This window comes from Microbacterium sp. LWO14-1.2 (assembly GCF_038397715.1).
Classification (GTDB): Bacteria; Actinomycetota; Actinomycetes; order Actinomycetales; family Microbacteriaceae; genus Microbacterium.
This window is the reverse complement of sequence record NZ_CP151633.1, coordinates 919,323-938,136: the sequence shown is the minus strand read 5'-3', so window position 1 is coordinate 938,136 and position 18,814 is coordinate 919,323. Positions and strand designations below refer to the sequence as shown.

The 18,814-nt window shown below is 70.8% G+C and carries 21 protein-coding genes; 19 read left to right on the top strand and 2 right to left on the bottom strand.

The features are described from left to right. The first annotated feature begins 37 nt into the window (after positions 1–37). The 6 genes from MRBLWO14_RS04475 (at position 38) to glmM (ending at position 4,966) form a co-directional block, all read left to right on the top strand. Entirely contained in the window at positions 38–931 is an 894-nt protein-coding gene (locus tag MRBLWO14_RS04475; protein WP_341935257.1) for a hypothetical protein, read from the top strand. Between the two features lie 43 nt (positions 932–974). Further along, entirely contained in the window at positions 975–1,643 is a 669-nt protein-coding gene (locus tag MRBLWO14_RS04470; RefSeq protein WP_341935256.1) for an endonuclease/exonuclease/phosphatase family protein, read from the top strand. Positions 1,644–1,702: 59 nt separating this feature from the next. Beyond that, a complete protein-coding gene (locus MRBLWO14_RS04465; protein ID WP_341935255.1) occupies positions 1,703–2,452 on the top strand; it encodes an MBL fold metallo-hydrolase in 750 nt (249 codons plus the stop codon). 182 nt (positions 2,453–2,634) lie between these two features. Further along, positions 2,635–3,081, top strand: coding sequence for a 50S ribosomal protein L13 (gene rplM / locus MRBLWO14_RS04460; RefSeq protein ID WP_096714317.1), 447 nt, complete (start codon positions 2,635–2,637; stop codon positions 3,079–3,081). A 26-nt stretch (positions 3,082–3,107) separates the two neighbouring features. Continuing rightward, the gene (gene rpsI / locus MRBLWO14_RS04455) at positions 3,108–3,593 is read left to right on the top strand and encodes a 30S ribosomal protein S9 (protein WP_096714316.1); all 486 of its coding nucleotides are present in this window, start codon (positions 3,108–3,110) and stop codon (positions 3,591–3,593) included. Positions 3,594–3,607: 14 nt separating this feature from the next. Then, a complete protein-coding gene (gene glmM / locus MRBLWO14_RS04450) occupies positions 3,608–4,966 on the top strand; it encodes a phosphoglucosamine mutase (RefSeq protein WP_341935254.1) in 1,359 nt (452 codons plus the stop codon). Positions 4,967–4,989: 23 nt separating this feature from the next. Here the strand turns inward: glmM and MRBLWO14_RS04445 are convergent, their stop codons facing one another. After that, entirely contained in the window at positions 4,990–5,928 is a 939-nt protein-coding gene (locus MRBLWO14_RS04445; protein ID WP_341935253.1) for a Ppx/GppA family phosphatase, read from the bottom strand. Positions 5,929–5,964: 36 nt separating this feature from the next. Here MRBLWO14_RS04445 and coaA point away from each other — a divergent pair, with 36 nt between their 5' ends. From coaA to MRBLWO14_RS04390, 11 genes are all read left to right on the top strand, one after another. Beyond that, complete coding sequence (coaA, locus tag MRBLWO14_RS04440; protein ID WP_341935252.1) at positions 5,965–6,909, top strand: type I pantothenate kinase; 945 nt, start codon at positions 5,965–5,967, stop codon at positions 6,907–6,909. Between the two features lie 79 nt (positions 6,910–6,988). Beyond that, positions 6,989–8,836 (top strand): glutamine--fructose-6-phosphate transaminase (isomerizing), encoded by a 1,848-nt coding sequence (glmS, locus tag MRBLWO14_RS04435; RefSeq protein ID WP_341935251.1) that lies wholly within the window; start codon positions 6,989–6,991, stop codon positions 8,834–8,836. A gap of 124 nt (positions 8,837–8,960) precedes the next feature. Next, positions 8,961–9,320, top strand: a complete 360-nt coding sequence (locus MRBLWO14_RS04430) for a holo-ACP synthase (protein ID WP_341935250.1) — start codon at positions 8,961–8,963, stop codon at positions 9,318–9,320. Further along, complete coding sequence (gene alr, locus MRBLWO14_RS04425; RefSeq protein WP_341935249.1) at positions 9,317–10,423, top strand: alanine racemase; 1,107 nt, start codon at positions 9,317–9,319, stop codon at positions 10,421–10,423. The genes MRBLWO14_RS04430 and alr overlap by 4 nt, the downstream gene beginning before the upstream one ends. 50 nt (positions 10,424–10,473) lie before the next feature. Continuing rightward, positions 10,474–10,947 carry a tRNA (adenosine(37)-N6)-threonylcarbamoyltransferase complex ATPase subunit type 1 TsaE gene (tsaE, locus tag MRBLWO14_RS04420; RefSeq protein WP_341936162.1) on the top strand — a complete coding sequence of 158 codons (474 nt, stop codon included), beginning with the start codon at positions 10,474–10,476 and terminating at the stop codon, positions 10,945–10,947. Further along, positions 10,944–11,564 carry a tRNA (adenosine(37)-N6)-threonylcarbamoyltransferase complex dimerization subunit type 1 TsaB gene (gene tsaB / locus MRBLWO14_RS04415; protein ID WP_341935248.1) on the top strand — a complete coding sequence of 207 codons (621 nt, stop codon included), beginning with the start codon at positions 10,944–10,946 and terminating at the stop codon, positions 11,562–11,564. The genes tsaE and tsaB overlap by 4 nt, the downstream gene beginning before the upstream one ends. Then, positions 11,561–12,052 carry a ribosomal protein S18-alanine N-acetyltransferase gene (rimI, locus tag MRBLWO14_RS04410; RefSeq protein ID WP_341935247.1) on the top strand — a complete coding sequence of 164 codons (492 nt, stop codon included), beginning with the start codon at positions 11,561–11,563 and terminating at the stop codon, positions 12,050–12,052. The genes tsaB and rimI overlap by 4 nt, the downstream gene beginning before the upstream one ends. After that, the gene (gene tsaD / locus MRBLWO14_RS04405; RefSeq protein WP_341935246.1) at positions 12,049–13,122 is read left to right on the top strand and encodes a tRNA (adenosine(37)-N6)-threonylcarbamoyltransferase complex transferase subunit TsaD; all 1,074 of its coding nucleotides are present in this window, start codon (positions 12,049–12,051) and stop codon (positions 13,120–13,122) included. The genes rimI and tsaD overlap by 4 nt, the downstream gene beginning before the upstream one ends. Continuing rightward, positions 13,119–13,628: a hypothetical protein gene (locus MRBLWO14_RS04400; RefSeq protein WP_341935245.1), complete on the top strand. Its 510-nt coding sequence runs from the start codon at positions 13,119–13,121 to the stop codon at positions 13,626–13,628. Before tsaD ends, MRBLWO14_RS04400 begins: the two co-directional genes overlap by 4 nt. Positions 13,629–13,631: 3 nt before the next feature. Next, entirely contained in the window at positions 13,632–14,726 is a 1,095-nt protein-coding gene (locus tag MRBLWO14_RS04395) for a hypothetical protein (protein ID WP_341935244.1), read from the top strand. Next, entirely contained in the window at positions 14,713–16,029 is a 1,317-nt protein-coding gene (locus tag MRBLWO14_RS04390) for a hypothetical protein (RefSeq protein WP_341935243.1), read from the top strand. The genes MRBLWO14_RS04395 and MRBLWO14_RS04390 overlap by 14 nt, the downstream gene beginning before the upstream one ends. On the opposite strand, the gene MRBLWO14_RS04385 is transcribed toward MRBLWO14_RS04390, so the two are convergent. Continuing rightward, a complete protein-coding gene (locus MRBLWO14_RS04385) occupies positions 16,030–17,235 on the bottom strand; it encodes a class I SAM-dependent methyltransferase (protein ID WP_341935242.1) in 1,206 nt (401 codons plus the stop codon). A 159-nt stretch (positions 17,236–17,394) separates the two neighbouring features. Between MRBLWO14_RS04385 and groES the strand changes: the two genes are divergently transcribed. Together groES and rarD are read left to right on the top strand one after the other, a co-directional pair. After that, positions 17,395–17,691, top strand: coding sequence for a co-chaperone GroES (gene groES / locus MRBLWO14_RS04380; RefSeq protein ID WP_017203655.1), 297 nt, complete (start codon positions 17,395–17,397; stop codon positions 17,689–17,691). Between the two features lie 144 nt (positions 17,692–17,835). Beyond that, positions 17,836–18,771, top strand: coding sequence for an EamA family transporter RarD (gene rarD, locus MRBLWO14_RS04375; protein WP_341935241.1), 936 nt, complete (start codon positions 17,836–17,838; stop codon positions 18,769–18,771). The last annotated feature ends 43 nt before the right edge of the window (positions 18,772–18,814 follow it).

Sequence of the window (18,814 nt, the reverse complement as noted above, 5' to 3'; positions counted from 1 at the left end):
GCTACGAGACGCTTCTTCACATGACGGCGAGGGGACTGTGACGGAACGCAACGACGACCACGGTGGCGCGTTCGCCGCTGCCCTGCGCGCGGCGATCTCCGAACGCGGCATCACTCTCGCACGTCTCCAGCGCCGGCTCGTCGACGACGGCAACCCCGTGTCGATGGCCACTCTCAGCTATTGGCGGTCCGGCGCGCGCCAACCCGAGGGCGCGCAGTCGCTGAGCGTGGTCGAGGGACTGGAGGACCACCTCGGCATGAACCGCGGGCAGCTGACCAGCCTGCTCGGCCCGTCGGCGCGGCTGGGACCTCTGGCACCGCCGCGCCTGCCGTTCGACGAGGTGCGCGAGCTGCGCGAGACCGCCGAGACCCTGACAGCGCTGCGCGCGGCGACGCAGGATGCGCTCCGGGACCTCTCCACGCAGGTGACCGCGTTCGTCGGGAGGGACGGTGCGGTCGAGAGCATCACGATGCGCTCTCTCGTGCAGGCGACCAAAGGCGCGATCGCCGAGATCCCGCTGATCGACGTCGCGCCCGTCGAGACCGACGTGATGTCGGAGATCTCCGATGTGATCGGCGGTCGCGTCGACCGCGAGTACCTGCATCCCGGCGGTCTGCTCTCCGGTGTCGTCATCGCGCTCGACGAGCCGATCACGACCGGTGCGACGACGCTCTTCGAGTTCACCGAGAGGTTTCCGGCGGGCTATCCGCCGCGCCAGTCCGTCTGGCACGCGACGTCGCGGCCGGCGCGCGAGACGCTGATCTGGGTGCGGTTCCATCCGGATGCCCCTCCGACCTGGTGCGAGGAGTACTGCGAGACGTCCGACGAGTACGTGACGGCGATGCGGTCGGTCGCGCACGGGGCGGTCCACGTCGCGAAGCACGGGTTCGGCCCTGGCGTGCTGGGCATCCGCTGGGGATACGACGAGTGAACGGAGCCGGGGCACAGCCGCGGACGGTAACGTTGCCGAGGTCATGAAGGTCATCTCGTACAACCTGCGCAAGCACCGCGCTGCCGGTGAGCTCGCGGCGATCGCCGCGGCCCACGACCCCGACATCCTGTGCCTGCAGGAGTGCGACGTCGTGCACCTGCCGGAGCGGATCGGCGATCTGGCTCTCGCCGACGCCACGCAGGGCAACCGGCTCGGACTCGCGATGTTCTACCGCGAGAGCGCGTTCCGGCTGCAGGGCATCCGCACGATCGAGCTGAAGAAGTCGCTGCACGACCGCATCGCGAAGCCCGCGCACGAGCGGGTGCTCGGCGCTCGTCTGCGCGACATCGACGCGGGCCGCGAATTCATCGCCGCGTCGTTCCACGCCGCGCCGCTGACCGCCTTGAACTCGCTGCGGCGGCACCAGATCCGCGCCGCGCTCACCGAGCTCGCGACCCTCGGTGAGGGGCTGCCGCAGCTCATGGTGGGGGACTACAACTACCCGGTGTTCAAGGAGAACCTCGGCCACGCGGTGCGCGAGCAGGGCTACGCGCTCAGCCTGAGCGACGACCACACCTACACCCGGTACCGCGTGTTCCGCGGGCACTACGACTTCGCGACCTCCGCCGGCTTCGAGATCGAGCGCGTGACCACGCTCCCGCAGGGATCGAGCGACCACCGCCCGATCCTCGTCACGGCGCGTCTCGACTGACCGCCCGCTGTGCCGGCGCGCGCCTGGACCCCGACGAGCGGATACCGGAGACTGGTCGGATGACGATCTCCGCGCTGCTCGTGGGCGGCCCCACCCTGCACTTCTCCTACGCCGGGCTCTCGATCCTCACGGACCCCACGTTCGACGCGCCGGGGGAGTACCCGGGCGGCACCACGCTCTACAAGCTCACGGGTCCGGCCGTCCCCGCCTCCGCGCTCGGAGACATCGACGTCGTCCTGCTCTCGCACGACCAGCATCCCGACAACCTCGACGGCGCCGGGCGTGACGTGCTGGCGACCGCCGACCTCGTGCTGGGGACACCGGAGTCCGCTGACCGCATCCCGCACGTCACCGGCCTCGCACCCTGGGAGCGCCGTGACGTGGCATCCGTCGCTGTCACCGCCGTCCCCGCGCTGCACGGACCGGAGGGAGCCGAGGCGCAATCGGGCACCGTGACGGGTTTCGTGCTCGAATCCGAGGGCTGGCCGACCGTGTACGTGTCGGGCGACAACGCCTCGGTCGACGTCGTGCGCGAGGTCGTGTCGCGCTTTCCCCTGATCGACGTGGCCGTCCTGTTCGCCGGAGCCGCGAACGTCGGACGCTTCGGCGACGCCGACCTCACCCTCAACGCCAGGACCGCGCTCGAGGCGTCCGAGGTGCTCGGCGATGCGCTCGTGGTCCCCGTCCACACCGAGGGGTGGTTCCACTTCTCCGAGACCACCGAGCGGCTCGTCGGGATGTTCGCGCATGCGGGCCGCGACGACCGTCTGCGCGTGCTCGTGCCGGGGGAGCGCACCGTCATCGCCTGAAGCCCGGTTTGGGGGAACGGCCCGGATGACGTAAGCTGTCTCTTTGGTACTCGACTGCCGGGTGCCGCGAACGTGAGCCCTCCACTGGCGTGTTCCCCCTCCTGCGCATCGCGCGACAGGTCGGAACCACCCCGGAGTGGGATTCACGAACCTCTCCGTTCGAACAAGAAAGCAGCACTATCGTGACGCGCACTTTCACTCCCAAGGCTGGCGAAGTCCAGCGCGACTGGGTCGTCATCGACGCCACCGACGTCGTTCTCGGCCGCCTGGCCTCGCACGCCGCAGCGCTCCTGCGCGGCAAGCACAAGCCGACCTTCGCCAACCACATCGACTCGGGTGACTTCGTCATCATCGTGAACGCCGACAAGGTCGCGCTCACCGGTCAGAAGCTCCAGAAGAAGATCGCCTACCGTCACTCGGGCTACCCGGGTGGTCTCAAGGCCGTCAACTACGCCGAGCTGCTCGAGAAGAACCCGGTCCGCGCTGTGGAGAAGGCCATCCGTGGCATGCTCCCCAAGAACAGCCTCGGCCGTCAGCAGCTGTCGAAGCTCAAGGTGTACACGGGTGGCGAGCACCCGCACGCCGCGCAGCAGCCCCAGCCGTACACCCTCGACCAGGTCGCCCAGTAAGCGCCGTACAGACTAAGGACATACTCGTGGCTGACATCCAGGACTCCACCGAAAACCTCCAGAACTTCTCGACCTCGACCCCCGAGAGCGACGCTGTCGAGGCGGCCCCCCGCCCCGTGCTCAGCGTCCCGGGTGCCGCTGTCGGCCGTCGCAAGCAGGCCATCGCCCGCGTGCGCCTCGTCCCCGGTTCGGGAACGATCACGGTCAACGGCCGTACGCTCGAGGACTACTTCCCGAACAAGCTGCACCAGCAGCTGATCAACGACCCGTTCACGGTCCTCAACCTCGCGGGCGGCTACGACGTCATCGCGCGCATCTCCGGTGGTGGCCCCTCGGGTCAGGCCGGCGCGCTGCGTCTCGGCATCGCTCGTGCCCTCAACGGCATCGACGTCGAGAACAACCGTCCGACCCTGAAGAAGGCCGGCTTCCTGTCGCGCGACGCTCGCGTCAAGGAGCGCAAGAAGGCCGGACTCAAGAAGGCCCGTAAGGCGCCTCAGTACTCCAAGCGTTAAGGTCCACTGCTCCGATGCCGATCTTTGGCACGGACGGCGTGCGAGGACTTGCCAACGGCATCCTCACCGCCGACCTGGCGCTCACCCTGGCCCAGGCGACTGCTGTCGTCCTGGGCCAGGGCCGTACTGCGGAGGCTCGCAAAGCCGAAGGCAAGCGACTCACCGCAGTGGTCGCCCGCGACCCTCGGGTCTCTGGCCACTTCCTCGAGGCCGCGGTGTCCGCGGGTCTCGCGTCCTCCGGTGTCGACGTGCTCGAGGCCGGAGTCATCCCGACCCCCGCGCTCGCGTTCCTCGTCGCCGATCGTGACGCCGATTTCGGTGTGATGATCTCGGCGTCGCACAACGCCGCGCCCGACAACGGCATCAAGATCTTCGCCCGCGGCGGACGCAAGCTGCCCGACGAGGTCGAGCAGCGCATCGAGGCGGCGATGGCCGGCGAGATGCTGCGACCGACCGGCGCCGGCGTCGGCCGGATCATCCGATTCTCCGACGCCGAGGACCGTTACGTCGTGCACCTGCTCGGGTCGCTGCCGAACCGCCTGAACGGCATCAAGGTCGTGCTCGACTGCGCCCACGGCGCGGCCTCCGGCGTCTCGCCGGAGACGTTCCGCGATGCCGGAGCCGAGGTCACCGTCATCGGCGCCGACCCCGACGGCTGGAACATCAACGACGGCGTCGGTTCGACCCACCTCGACAACCTGGCAGAGGCCGTCGTCCGGCTCGGAGCCGACATCGGCATCGCGCACGACGGAGACGCCGATCGCTGCCTCGCCGTCGACGCGCAGGGCAACGTCATCGACGGCGATCAGATCATGGCGATCCTCGCCGTGTCGATGAAGGAGCGCGGCCACCTGACCGACGACACCCTCGTCGCGACGGTCATGAGCAACCTCGGTCTGCACCTCGCCATGCGCGAGCACGGCATCACCGTGCGTCAGACGGCGGTGGGCGACCGCTATGTGCTCGAGGACATGAACGAGGGCGGCTACGCGCTCGGCGGCGAACAGTCCGGGCACGTCATCATGAGCGACTTCGCGACGACAGGCGACGGCCTGCTCACCGGTCTGCACCTCGTGGCCGAGATGGCCCGCCAGAACAAGTCCATCGCGGAACTGGCGAGCGTCATGACCGTGTACCCGCAGGTGCTCATCAACGTGCGCGACGTCGACAAGGACGCGGTCGGCTCCGACGACGTCGTTCAGGCGGCGATCCGCGAGGTCGAAGCCGAGCTCGGCGACACCGGACGCGTCCTGCTGCGCAAGTCGGGTACCGAGCCTCTCGTGCGCGTCATGGTCGAAGCAGCCGACCCCGAATCGGCGCAGTCCTACGCCGATCGTCTCGCCGACGTGGTGCGCGAACGCCTCGCACTCTGACCTCAGGTCAGAGAGCAGCTGGGTCAGGGCCGGCCCTGACCCAGCTGCTCGATGTAGCGCAGCAGCACGCCCTCGCGGAGCGCCCACGGCGACACCTCGAGCTCGTCGACGTCGAGCGCCGACATCGCCGCGTGCAGCGCCACGGCCGCCGCGACGATCTGGAAGGTGCGATCCGCGGTGATGCCCGGCAGTTCCTGGCGGGCGGACGCGGGAAGGCGCGCGAGCCGGGGGATCCACGAGCCGAGCGCGGCGCGGGGGAGCAGCATCCGCTCCGACCCCGACCATCCAGGGACCGGGTAGCCGACGAGCTTCGCGAGCGAGCGGATCGCCTTCGACGAGCCGACCACGTGGTCGGGTCGGGGCAGCGCCGCGAATCGGGGGAGCACGGCATCCACCGTTGCTGCGGCATGCGTGCGCAGACGTTCGACATCGTCCTCGCCCGGCGGATCGCTCGGCAGGAACTGGACGGTCATGCGGCCCGCCCCCAGCGGGACGGATGCCGCGGCATCCGGCAGTTCCTCCCCGCCCGCGGCGATCTCGAGCGACCCGCCGCCGATGTCGAGCAGCAGGATCTGGCCGGCCGACCACCCGAACCAACGACGTACGGCGAGGAAGGTCAGCTCGGCCTCGGTCTCGCCGTCGAGGACCTGCAGCGGCTGACCCAGCGCGTCCTCGATGCGGGCGATCACCTCGGCGCCGTTCGTCGCGTCCCGCACCGCGCTCGTGGCGGTCGCGAGCAGTTCGTCGACGCGCTCCTCCTCGGCGACGCGGCGGGCGCGGCGCACCGCGTCGACGAGCGCTCGGACACCGTCGTCTGAGATCGCTCCGTCGTCGGTGAGATAGCGCATGAGGCGCAGCACCGTCCTGTCGCTGGTCGTCGCGAGCGGGCGTCCGCCCGCGCGCACGTCGGCCGCCAGCATGTGGACGGTGTTGGATCCGATGTCGAGGACTCCCAGGCGCACGGGAAGAGACTACCCGCGCCCCGATACGATGGTGCGGTGACCACCGTCGACCCCGCGCTGCCGCTGTCTCCGTACCGCGAGATCGGGCGCCAGGAGTGGGCGAGGCTCGCCGCAGGCCTCGATCAGCCGCTCACCGAGACCGAGGTCGTCGAGCTTCGCGGCATCGGCGACCGACTCGACCTCACCGAGGTCAGCGAGGTGTACCTGCCGCTGAGCCGTCTGCTCAGCCTCTACGCCACGGCCACCAAGCGCCTCGGCGCCGCGACGAGCGACTTCCTGCAGGAGGACGACTCGACCACGCCGTTCGTCGTCGGCGTCGCGGGATCGGTCGCGGTGGGCAAATCGACCATCGCGCGCCTGCTGCGCGAGCTGATGAGCCGGTGGCCGGGGACGCCTCGGGTGGAACTCGTCACCACCGACGGCTTCCTCTATCCCAACGCCGAACTCGAGCGGCGCGGTCTCATGGAGCGCAAGGGCTTCCCGGAGTCGTACGATCGCCGCTCGCTCATCGAGTTCCTCACCGAGGTCAAGAGCGGGGCTGCCGAGGTCCGTGCCCCGTTCTACTCGCACATGCGATACGACATCGTGCCGGACGCCCACGTCGTCGTGCGCCGCCCGGACGTCGTCATCGTCGAGGGGCTCAACGTGCTGCAGCCGCCGCCCGCCCCGAACGACGTCGCGGTGAGCGACCTGTTCGACTTCTCGATCTTCGTCGACGCCGACACCTCGCACATCGAGAAGTGGTACGTGGACCGGTTCCTCGCCCTGCGCCAGGGAGCGTTCTCGAACCCCTCGTCATACTTCAACGTCTTCGCGCACCTCACCGACGACGAGGCGATCACGACGGCTCTGGGCTACTGGAACGAGATCAACATGCCGAACCTCGTGGAGAACGTCATGCCGACCAAGCACCGGGCCCGCCTCGTGCTGAACAAGGGTGCGGACCACAGCGTCGAGAGCGTGCTCCTCCGCAAGCTCTGATCGTCGGCTTCCGCGTGGTGGCGCGGGTGCGTGGGTTCGTTCGGAACCTTCGCAAAATGCGGCGCTTACTCTGTATCTCATGTGTGGAATCGTCGGATACGTGGGCCCGCGGCCCAGCCAGGACATCCTTCTCGCGGGCCTCGCCCGCCTCGAGTACCGCGGCTACGACTCGGCCGGCGTCGCCGTCATCGATGAGGACGGTTCGCTCGGCATGCGCAAGAAGGCCGGCAAGCTGTCGGCGCTGCGCGACTCGCTCGCCGACGCCGCGCTGCCCGACGGCAGCACCGGCATCGGTCACACCCGCTGGGCGACCCACGGCGGCCCGACCGATGTCAACGCCCACCCGCACCTCGCGGACGACGACCGCCTCGCCCTGATCCACAACGGGATCATCGAGAACTTCGCGACCCTGCGCGACGAGCTCGCGGCCGACGGGGTGTCGTTCCGCAGCGAGACCGACACCGAGGTGGCCGCGGCCCTGCTCGGCCGTGAGTACCGCAGCAATGGCGGCGACCTGCAGCTCGCCTTCCGCTCCGTGGTGAACCGCCTCGAGGGTGCGTTCACCCTGCTCGCGATGCACCAGGACCACCCCGGACTCGTCGTCGGCGCTCGGCGCAACTCGCCGCTCGTGATCGGCCTCGGGGAGGGCGAGAACTTCCTCGGCTCCGACGTCGCCGCGTTCGTCGAGCACACCCGCAAGGCACTCGCGATCGGCCAGGACCAGATCGTCTCGATCACGCCGGACGCGGTGACCGTCACCGACTTCGCCGGAACGCCGGTCGAGGCGGAGCCCTTCGACGTGTCGTGGGATGCCGCAGCCGCCGAGAAGGGCGGATGGTCGAGCTTCATGGCCAAGGAGGTCGCCGAGCAGCCCGAGGCCGTCGCGAACACCATCCGCGGCCGCATCCAGGGCGATCAGGTGGTCATCCCGGAGCTCGACGGACTCGACGACCTGTTCACCGGCATCAACCGCGTGATCATCACCGCGTGCGGCACCGCCTCGTACGCGGCGCTCGTCGGCAAGTACGCGATCGAGCAGTGGGCGCGCGTGCCTGTCGACGTCGAGCTCGCGCACGAGTTCCGTTACCGCGACCCGGTGATCGGCGACGACACGCTCGTCGTGTCGATCAGCCAGTCGGGCGAGACCATGGACACGCTCATGGCCGTGAAGTACGCGCGCGAGCGGGGCGCCCGCACGCTGTCGGTCTGCAACACCCAGGGCGCGACGATTCCGCGGGAGTCGGACGCCGTGGTCTACACGCACGCCGGTCCCGAGGTCGCCGTCGCCTCGACCAAGGCGTTCTCCGCGCAGATCACCGCTCTGCTGCTGCTCGGGCTGCACATGGGTCGTGTCCGCGGTTCGGTCACCGATGCGTCGGTCGACGTCGCGGAGCTCGCCGCCCTGCCGGAGAAGATCGCCAAGGTGCTCGAGACCGAGAACGACCACGTCTCGCAGCTGGCCGGCTGGATGGCCGACACCCGCTCGGTGCTGTTCCTCGGTCGTCACGTCGGCTACCCGATCGCCCTCGAGGGTGCGCTCAAGCTCAAGGAGATCTCCTACATCCACGCCGAGGGCTTCGCCGCCGGCGAGCTCAAGCACGGGCCGATCGCGCTGATCGAGCCTGGGCAGCCCGTCTTCGTGCTCGTGCCGTCGCCGCGGCACTCCGCCCTGGTGCACTCCAAGGTCGTGTCGAACATCCAGGAGATCCGCGCCCGCGGTGCCCGGGTCATCGTGGTGGCCGAAGAGGGCGACGCCGCCGTGCTGCCGTTCGCCGACGAGGTCATCCACATCCCGCTCGCCGGTCCGATGTTCGAGCCGCTGCTCGCCGTCGTGCCGCTGCAGATCTTCGCGATGGCTCTCGCCACCGCGAAGGGTCTCGACGTCGACCAGCCCCGCAACCTCGCGAAGTCCGTCACGGTCGAGTAGCCCTCCGCGCGCGACCGGCTGACGACCTCCGATCCGGCTGGCTGGACCTGACCATCCGGCCAGCCGCGCGGAGAACGTCGGCCGCGCGGGCGGCGCCGGGGCGGCCCGCGACTAGGCTGAACAGGTGATCATCGGGACCGGCATCGACCTCGTCGACATCCCGCGGTTCGAGCGCACTCTCGAGCGCACTCCGCGGCTGCGCGAGCGGCTGTTCGCCCCCGCCGAGCGCCCCTTGCGCCTGCCGTCACTGGCCGCGCGCTTCGCCGCGAAAGAGGCGCTGATCAAAACGCTGGGCGGGTCGGACGGTGTGCACTGGACCGAGATCGAGATCGCCTCGGAGGCGTCCGGGCGCCCGCATTTCGTACTCTCCGGCACCACGGCCGAGGTCGTCGCCGAGCGCGGCATCAGCCGTCTGCACCTGACCCTCACCCACGACGCGGGACTCGCCGCGGCGTTCGTCGTCGCGGAAGGAGACCCCCTGTGAGCGCACCGTTCCGCGAGGCCAGGATCGAACTGGATGCCATCAGCGACAACGTCCGGCACTTCCGCCGTCTCACGGGGGTGCAGGTCATCGCGGTCGTCAAGGCGAACGCCTACGGGCACGGTGCGGCGGCCGCCGCCGTCGCCGCCCTCGCCGGTGGGGCGACGCGTCTCGGCGTGGCCGAGATCCCCGAGGCGCTGGAACTGCGGCGCCAGGGCATCACGGCCCCCATCATGGCGTGGCTGCACGCGCCGGGGGAGCGGTTCGAGCACGCTGCCGAGCATGACATCGAGCTCGGTATCTCGTCGTTCGACCAGCTCGAGGCCGCAGGCACGGCGGCGAGCGTCGACCGTCCGGTCGGCGTGCACCTGAAGTTCGAGACCGGCCTCTCGCGCAACGGCATCGCTCCGGCCGACTGGCGCCGCGTGCTCGCCGAGGCCGCGCGGCTCGAGCGCATCGGGCGACTGCGCATCGTCGGGCTTTTCAGCCACCTCTCCAACACCTCCCCGCAGGACGACCGGGAAGCACTCGCGCGCTTCGAGGAGGGCGTCGCCCTCGCCGCGTCGTTCGGCATCCACCCCGAGATCCGTCACATCGCCGCGACCGCGGCGGCCATCGACCTGCCCGAGATGCGACTCGATGCCGTGCGCGTCGGTGTCGGCATCTACGGGCTCTCGCCCTTCGAGGACCGGTCGTCGGCGGAGCTCGGCCTCCGTCCCGCGATGACCCTGCGCGGCGCGGTCGCGGCCGTCCGACGGGTACCAGCGGGAGCCGGGGTCTCCTACGGCTACGACCACCGCGCTCCGCACGACACGACTCTCGTGCTCGTGCCCCTCGGGTATGCCGACGGGGTGCCGCGGCACGCGTCGGGGCGCCTGCCGGTGTCGATCAACGGACGCCGCTACACGAACGTCGGCCGCATCGCGATGGACCAGTTCGTCGTCGACGTCGGCGACGCGGCGGTGTCGATCGGCGACGAGGTCGTGCTGTTCGGCGATCCGACCCTGGGGGTGCCGTCGGCTGCGGAGTGGGCGAACGCGGCCTCCACCATCAACTACGAGATCGTCACCCGCATCGGCGCCCGCGTGCCGCGGAGGTCGTCGTGAGCGTCGATCCGGCGCTCCTCGGACGCCACGACATCGAGACCTCCGACGCGATGGAGCAGCTCGGCCACCGTATCGGCGAGAAGCTGGAGGCCGGCGACCTGCTGATCCTCACCGGCCCGCTGGGCGCGGGCAAGACGACGTTCACCCGAGGCCTCGCCGAGGGGCTGGGGGTGCGGGGGCCGGTGCAGAGCCCGACCTTCGTCATCGCGCGCACGCATCCGTCCCTCGTCGGTCGCGCGCCGCTCGTGCACGTCGACGCGTACCGGCTCGGCTCGGGCGCGGAGCTGGAGGACCTCGACCTGGACCTCACCCGCTCCGTCGTCGTCATCGAGTGGGGTCGGGGAATGGCCGAGGAGCTCGCGGACAGCTGGTGGGACATCGAGCTCGAGCGGCCGGTCGGTGCCGACGGCGAAGACGACCTCGACCCGTCGGAGCTCGATGCCGACGCCCCGCGACACGTGACGATCACCCGCGCGTCGCGCTCAGGGACCGTCGACGGAGGGGCGACTACCCTGGAGGGGTGATCCTCGCCGTCGACACCTCCCTGGGTACTGCCGTCGCGGTCGTCGGCGACGACGGCGTCCGCTCCGAGGCGTCGACCGCCGATCCGCTCGGCCACGCCGAGGTCATCGGCGACCTGCTGCACCGCGTGATCGACGACACGGGCGCGGCTCCCGTGACCCACGTCGTCGCCGGCATGGGGCCGGGACCGTTCACGGGCCTCCGCATCGGCATCGCCGCCGCGCGCACGTTCGCACTGGGCCGCGGCATCCCGGTCGCACCCATCCCGAGTCACTTCGCCCCGGCTCTGCGCTCGATCGAGACGGATGCGGTGACCGGCCCCTTCGCGATCGTGACCGACGCGCGGCGCCGCGAGGTGGCCGTGACGGTCTTCGACGGGACGGATGCCGACGGCATCCCGCGAATCACCGCCGACACCGTTCTGGTGCCGCGCGTCGAGCTCGACTCCGTGCTCGACGGGGTGCGCGCGATGGAGGTGGCGACGCTGTCGGCCGCCGACCTCGCCGTCGTCGGGGCGCGAGCTCTGCGCGCCGGACGCACTCTCGCGGGCGACGAGCCGCTGTACATGCGGCATCCCGATGTCACGATGCCCGGCGCGCCGAAGAAGGTCGGACTGTGACCCTGCGCGCGGCGACGGCCGACGACCTGGATGCCATCATGACCATAGAGCACCGCTCGTTCCCGACCGATGCCTGGAGCCAGGAGGCCATGGCGCTCGAGCTGTCGAGTCCGCACGGGCTCTATCTGGTCGACGAGCACGAGGGCACGGTGATCGGATACGGCGGGGTGCGGGCGCTGCGCGGCTCGGCCGATGCCGACATCCAGACCATCGCGTTCGACGCCGAGTTCCGGGGTGCCGGTCGCGGTCGTGCACTGCTGCGGGCTCTGCTCGACACGGCCGCCGAACGGGGAGCCCGCGAGGTGTTCCTCGAAGTCCGCGCCGACAACCCCGGCGCCGAGGGGCTCTACCGGTCCGAGGGGTTCGAGGAGATCGGCCGGCGCCCCCGCTACTACCAGCCGGATGACGTGGATGCGATCGTGATGCGTCTCGTGCTGCAGCACGCGCGAGGCGCGGCGACGGATGCCGCAGAGGAGGCCACCGCATGACCGAGCCCCTGGTGCTGGGCATCGAGACCAGCTGCGATGAGACCGGGATCGGGATCGTCCGCGGTCGGACGCTGCTGTCGAACACGATCGCGTCGAGCATGGACGAGCACGCCCGCTACGGCGGCGTCGTGCCGGAGGTCGCCGCGCGGGCACACCTCGAGGCGCTGCAGCCGTCGATCGATGCGGCCCTCGCCGAGGCCGGGGTCTCGCTGCACGACCTCGACGCCGTCGCTGTGACGAGCGGTCCGGGGCTCGCGGGTGCGCTGATGGTCGGGGTCGGCGCGGCGAAGGGACTGGCGGTGTCGCTCGACAAGCCGCTGTACGCCGTGAACCACCTCGTCGGGCACATCGCCGCCGACATCCTCACCCCGGAGTCCGAGCCGCTCGAGTACCCGACCATCGCGCTGCTCGTGTCGGGCGGGCACACCTCGCTCCTGCACGTGCGCGACCTCACGACCGACGTCGAGATGCTGGGCGAGACCATGGACGATGCCGCGGGGGAGGCGTTCGACAAGGTCGCCCGGCTCCTGTCGCTCCCGTACCCCGGTGGTCCGGAGATCGACCGGGCGGCCGTGGACGGCGACCCCGACGCGATCCGCTTCCCGCGCGGGCTCTCGCGGGCGTCCGACATGGCGAAGCACCGCTACGACTTCTCGTTCTCCGGGCTGAAGACCGCGGTCGCGCGGTGGGTCGAACGGTGCGAGGCCGAGGGCACCGCGGTTCCCGTCGCGGATGTCGCGGCGAGCTTCCGGGAAGCAGTCGTCGACGTGCTCGTCACGAAGGCCCTCGCGGCCTGCGCCGACCTCGGGGTCCCGCGACTGCTGCTCGGCGGCGGCGTGATCGCCAACCGACGGCTGCGCGAGGTCGCTCTGGCGCGCGCCGAGGCCGCAGGCGTGACGGTGCGCATCCCCCCGCTGTCGCTGTGCACCGACAACGGAGCCATGATCGCAGCGCTCGCCGCGGAGCTGATCTCGTCGGGTCGTCGTCCGTCGACGCTCGCCTTCGGTGCGGACTCGACACTGCCCGTCACCGAGATCCAGGTGGCCGAGCGCGTGCCGGTGCCGTCATGACCGACGCCTCCCTGCCGCCCCGCAGCGGGCCCTCGGACGGGACGTCGGGTGAACGGCCCGTCCCGCGCACGACGGTCGAGGGGCCGAGTGGCGAGGTCGAACGTCCGGCGGGTTCGGCCCGGCTGCCGGGAGCGCGCCGCGACGGCTACGCGAAGCTGCCCACCGGACCGGTGAGCGTGGAACCTGTGGTCGCGACGGGTCCGATCGCCGATGACCCCCGACACGACGACGACTGGCAGCCGTCGACGGGCACCGCACCCGCCGACGACACCCGCCTCGCGCCGTGGGCGCTCACGGCGGCGATCGTCGCGCTGGGGGCGTCGTTCTTCGTGGGGTGGGGCATCCCGATCGCCGTGGTCGCGGTCATCGCCGCGATCATGTCGCTGCGTCGTCCCGTCGAGAGCCGCGCGATCGCCCGGTGGGCGCTCGTGCTGGGCCTCGCCGCCACGGTCTACAGCCTCGCGTGGCTGGTCTGGGCGGGCATGCAGTTCGAGCGGCTCGGATAGCGGATGCTGCACGCCGACGAGATCGAGGAGCTGCGCGCCCTGCAGGCGCGCGCCTACGGTCGCGGCGGCGGGCTCACCGATGCTGACGCCGACCGCCTTCGACATCTCGAGGACACACGGGCACCGGTGGCCCAGCCCGAGGCGGAGGCAGCGAGCGAACGGGACGTCGGCCCTGAGCCCCTCATCGACGCGGTGCCGCTGCGCACCACGCCGCCCGACGATCTCCGCACCGAGCCCGACGGGACGGCGCCGCCGCGCGACGCCGTCGCACCGGCATCCGACCGTCCGACGCGCCCCGACACCGTCCGGAGCGCGCTGCGCCGTCGCTGGCCGGTCGTCGCGGCCTCGGTCGCGGCGCTCGTCTGCCTCGGGGTGCTCATCGGCTGGCTCGTGTTCGCCGACCGGGGCCCCGAGCCGATCGCCCTCACGGCGGAGCAGCAGCAGTGGCAGAGCGAACTCGTGGCGACCGGCGTCTACGACCCCGGGTCGCTGCGCGCTCTTCGCGAGGAGGAGGGCGTGGTGATCTGGTTCGCCACGCAGAAGGGCGGCGAGAACGTCTGTCTCGTGCTCGCTGACGGGCAGAGCTCCGCGCCGGTGTGCTCGACGGAGGAACAGGTGCGCGCACAGGGGCTGTACGCGTCGATCACGTCGCCCGGAGAGGGCGAGCTGCAGAACGTCGTGGACGCGCAGATGTACCTCGCCGTCGACGGCGACCCCGCCGTCATCTCCTACAACTACATCACCTCCTCGCAGTCCAGCGGTGTGCAGTTCGCGTCGCCGGTCGAGGCGGAGATCGCCGTGCGGCTCGGCGACTCCGGATTCGATGAGCGCTCCCTCACGGTGGTCGGGTACGACGGCGAGGTTCCCGTCTGGTTCGCCACGGAGAAGAACACCCAGCGCGCCTGCCTGATCTACGACGGGTCGCAGCCCGATCCGCTTCAGGCGTGCGTGGACGGGCTCTGGAGCGCACCGGAGGGACTCGCGCTGGTGCTGGACCGCGTCGCGGACGACGGATCCACGACCAGATTCGAGTACCACCTCGGCATGGGCCGCCAGTACCTCACGATCTCGAAAGGCGCGGACGATGCGTCCGGATGACGAGTCGGAGCGGCGAGCCCTTCTCGCGCGGGCCTACGGCCGCGGAGGCGGGCTGACGGATGCCGATGCGCGGCGACTGACCGAGCTGGAGACGCTGCGGAAAGCCGCGCTCGCAGCCGCGGATCCTCGCGCTCAGACGACGCCCGACTCCGAGACCGCCGATTCCGACACGGTGGCCTCGGACGCGAGCGCCTCAGACACAGGCGCCACAGACCCGAGCGCCTCAGACACAGGCGCCTCAGACACAGGCGCCACAGACACAGGCGCCTCCGGCACAGGCGACTCCGGCACTGGCGCCCCCGAGATGACGGATGCCGCGCCCGGCAGCCGCGAGTCCGCGGGCGACGTCCCCGGTCCCTCCTCGGACGGGCCCGAGGAGCCGCGCGGGACGGATGCCCCCGTGCTCTCGGGGCTCGGCGCGGCGGTGCGTTCGCATGCGAAGGCCGCGGTCGCGGCATCCGCTGCACTGCTCCTCATCGGGGTGGCCGCAGGGTGGGCCCTGTTCGGTGCCAGGGGCGCGGAGTCGGCGCTCACCGCGGGACAGCAGGAGCGACGCCTCGAGCTGCAGGCCGAGGGGAAGTACGACGACGGCTCCGTACGCCTCGTCACCGAGGACGACGATGCGGTCGTCTGGTACGCGACCCGCGACGGCGCCGACGAGACGTGCGTGGTCCTCGACGTCCGAGAGGCCTCTGCGGAGCAGTGCCGGCCGACCGACGGCGTCGACGACATGGCGCTGAGCGTGTCGCTGTCGGTACCCGTCGACGATCCCGACGATCCCGCGGACGCGTACGGCGCGTCGGTGTCGGCGGTGCTCGCCCGTGCCACCACGGGCGAGCCGCTGGCGTGGGTGCAGCGATGGCGGCCGCAGGACTCGATGCTCGACCAGTTCGACGGCCAGGACCGCGAGCGTGCGGAAGAGCTCGTCGACCAGGGGTACCTCCCCGGCCTGTCGATCGTGGGGTACTTCCACGACCGGCCGGTCTGGATCGCCGAGAAGCCCGCCGACGGCACGCAGAGCGGCGGGATGCTGCGCTGCATGATCGTCGACGCCGCCGATGAGGCCGGCGCCTGTCAGGCGTCGCAGGACAGCGCCGCCGACATCCGGGTGCTGAGCGTCGAGACGGCCGCCGACGGCACCACCGTGACGTGGTCGCTGCACGTGCGGTTCACGAACTGGATGAATCCGTATCTGACCATCGAGCAGGGGGTGCCCGCCGACGCGGAGGGCGTGTCGATCGAGCTCGGCGGCGAGTACGGGGATCCGATCCTCGTCGAGATCCCCGCGGAGGGGGACGGCTGACTACTCCGCAAGGGGTACGCGGTCGGCGAGGATCGCGCGGCGGTGGTCGCCGATGCGCGTGAGGATGAGCGTCGCCGAGGCGTCTCCGCGCAGCGTGAGCTTCTTGCGGAAGGCGGCCGGGTCGACGTCCATGCCGCGCTTCTTGATCTCGACGGTGCCGATGCCGTGCGCGCGGAGGACGGCGCTGATCGCCTTGGGATTCGCGGGCATCGTCTCGCGCACCCGGAACGACTGCACGAACGGGCTGGTCAGGGCGGCGTCGGAGGTCAGGTAGGCGATGCGCTGATCGAGCATCCCGGCCTCGAGGCTCCGCGCGACGTCGCCGATCAGGCGGGCGCGGATGACGGCGCCGTCCGGCTCGTGCAGGAACGCGCCGAGCTCGCGTTCGGGGGCGTCCTCGGCATCCGCTCCGGCGGTCAGCTCGTGCGAGCGCTCGCCGCGGATGACGAGCGCGGCGCGGCGCACGCCCTCGCGAGCGAGGGCGCCGGTCCAGAGCACGAGCTCCACCACGCTGCCGTCGGCGCTGACCCACTGCGCCTCGGCGTCGGCGGGCAGCGCGTCGCGGTCGTGGCCGGGGCCGAGCTTGATGCCGGTGGGGCGCTCGGCCGCGACCGCGAACGCCCAGTCGAGCGAGGGCGAGTAGTCGTCGGCGGTCACCCGCCTGGTCTCGCTGTGGCCGGAGGTGCGCCGGGCGGGATCCATCCAGACGGCGAGTCCGTCGGCCGCCTGCGGCAGGTGCGCCTCCGCTGTTCCGTGCTGCACGCGCGCGGACTCGCCGAAAGGGGCGAGGTTGTAGGCGGCGATCGCGGCGGTGACCTCGTCGGCGTCGACGGCCTGGACGTCGAGGCCCGCGCCGGCGAACGCGAGCGCGTCGCCGCCGATGCCGCAGCCGAGGTCGGCCACGGACGTCATCCCCGCGCGGCGGAGTCGCTGCGCGTGCCGCGCGGCGACGCCGAGGCGCGTCGCCTGCTCCAGCCCGGCGCGCGTGAACAGCATCCGGTCGGCGAAGTCGCCGAACTTGGCGTGCGCCCTGGCGCGCAGCCGCACCTGTCCGACGACGGCCGAGACGAGATCGGGGGAGTGGCCGGCCGCTCGCAGGCGCGAGACGGTCCGCGCGACGTCGGCCACCTGGTCCACGGGGCCCAGATCGTCGAGGAGCCCGAGCCCTTCCGGGGTGAGCAGTGCACGCAACTCCGACATCTCCACGCCCTCAGCTTAGGCGGCCGACCGACGCGGGTCAGGCGGCCGTCGCTGGCACTCGCATTGCATGAGTGCCAGCCGACCGCCTACACTTGCAGTTAGCACTCTCGGGTTGAGAGTGCGAACAAGTCTTTCGTGTCAGCGTCAAGAAAGAAGAGGTAGACCGTGTCGGTTTCCATCAAGCCGCTCGAGGACCGCATCGTCATCAAGCAGGTCGAGGCCGAGCAGACCACCGCGAGTGGCCTGGTCATCCCCGACACCGCCAAGGAGAAGCCCCAGGAGGGCGAGGTCGTGGCGGTCGGCCCCGGCCGCATCGACGACAACGGCAACCGCGTTCCGCTCGACGTCGCCGTCGGCGACCGCGTGCTCTACAGCAAGTACGGCGGCACCGAGGTGAAGTTCGGCGCGGACGAGTTCCTCGTCCTGTCGGCTCGCGACGTCCTCGCGGTCGTCGTCCGCTGAGACAGCGTCTCTCGGAAGGGCCCGGATGCATCATGCATCCGGGCCCTTCCTGCATTCGGCCACAGCGCGTCCGAATCCTGCCATTCTCGTGAGGGGGCCGAGCAACGAGCAGGCGGCCCGCTCGGCCGGGACTAGGGTTGTGCGGTGACCTCGACGACCACCGCCCCGCGATCCAGCCAGACGGCGGGGGTCGCGTACGCAGGCGGCGCGTATCTCCTCTGGGGCGTGCTGCCGCTCTACTTCCTGCTGCTGACACCGACCGGTCCGTGGGAGGTCGTCGCCTGGCGGGTGCTGCTGTCGCTCGTCTTCTGTGTGATCCTGCTGACGGTGACGCGCGGGTGGCGGGCGTTCGGGGCGATTCTGCGCCAGCCTCGACTGCTCGGCTGGACGGCGCTCGCCGGACTCCTGATCTACGTCAACTGGCAGGTGTTCCTCATCGGCACGCTGTCGGACAATGTCATCGAGACGAGCCTCGGCTACTTCATCAACCCGATCACGACCGTCCTGCTCGGGGTGTTCGTGCTGAAGGAGCGCATCCGACGCCTGCAGTGGACCGCGATCGGCATCGCGGCGGTCGCGGTCGTCGTGATCATCGTCCTCTACGGCCACTTCCCCTGGATCGCGCTCTCGCTCACCGCCTCCTTCGGGCTGTACGGCCTCATCAAGAAGAAGATCGGGCCGGCGGTGGATGCCGTGAGCGGCCTCACCCTCGAGTCGTTCTGGCTGATCCCCATCGCCGTCGTGCAGCTCGTGCTCGTCGCGACGACCCCCGAGGGGCTCACCTTCGGCCAGAACGGCGCCTGGCACGCCGTCCTTCTCGCGTTCGCCGGAGTCGCGACCGCCGTGCCGCTGCTGCTGTTCGCCGCGGGAGCGCGGCGCATCGACCTCGCCGTGATCGGCATGATCCAGTTCATCACCCCGGTGATGCAGTTCGTCATCGGCGCCGTCGTGCTGGGCGAGCCGATGCCCATCGAACGCTGGATCGGATTCGTGCTCGTCTGGGTCGCGATCACGGTGTTCGTGATCGACCTGCTGCTGGCCGCCCGGCGTGGACGCCGCACGGCCGTCGCGCCGGTCTGAGAACGCCGGACCGACCCCGCTGCGCGCCTCGGAAGCGCGCGAG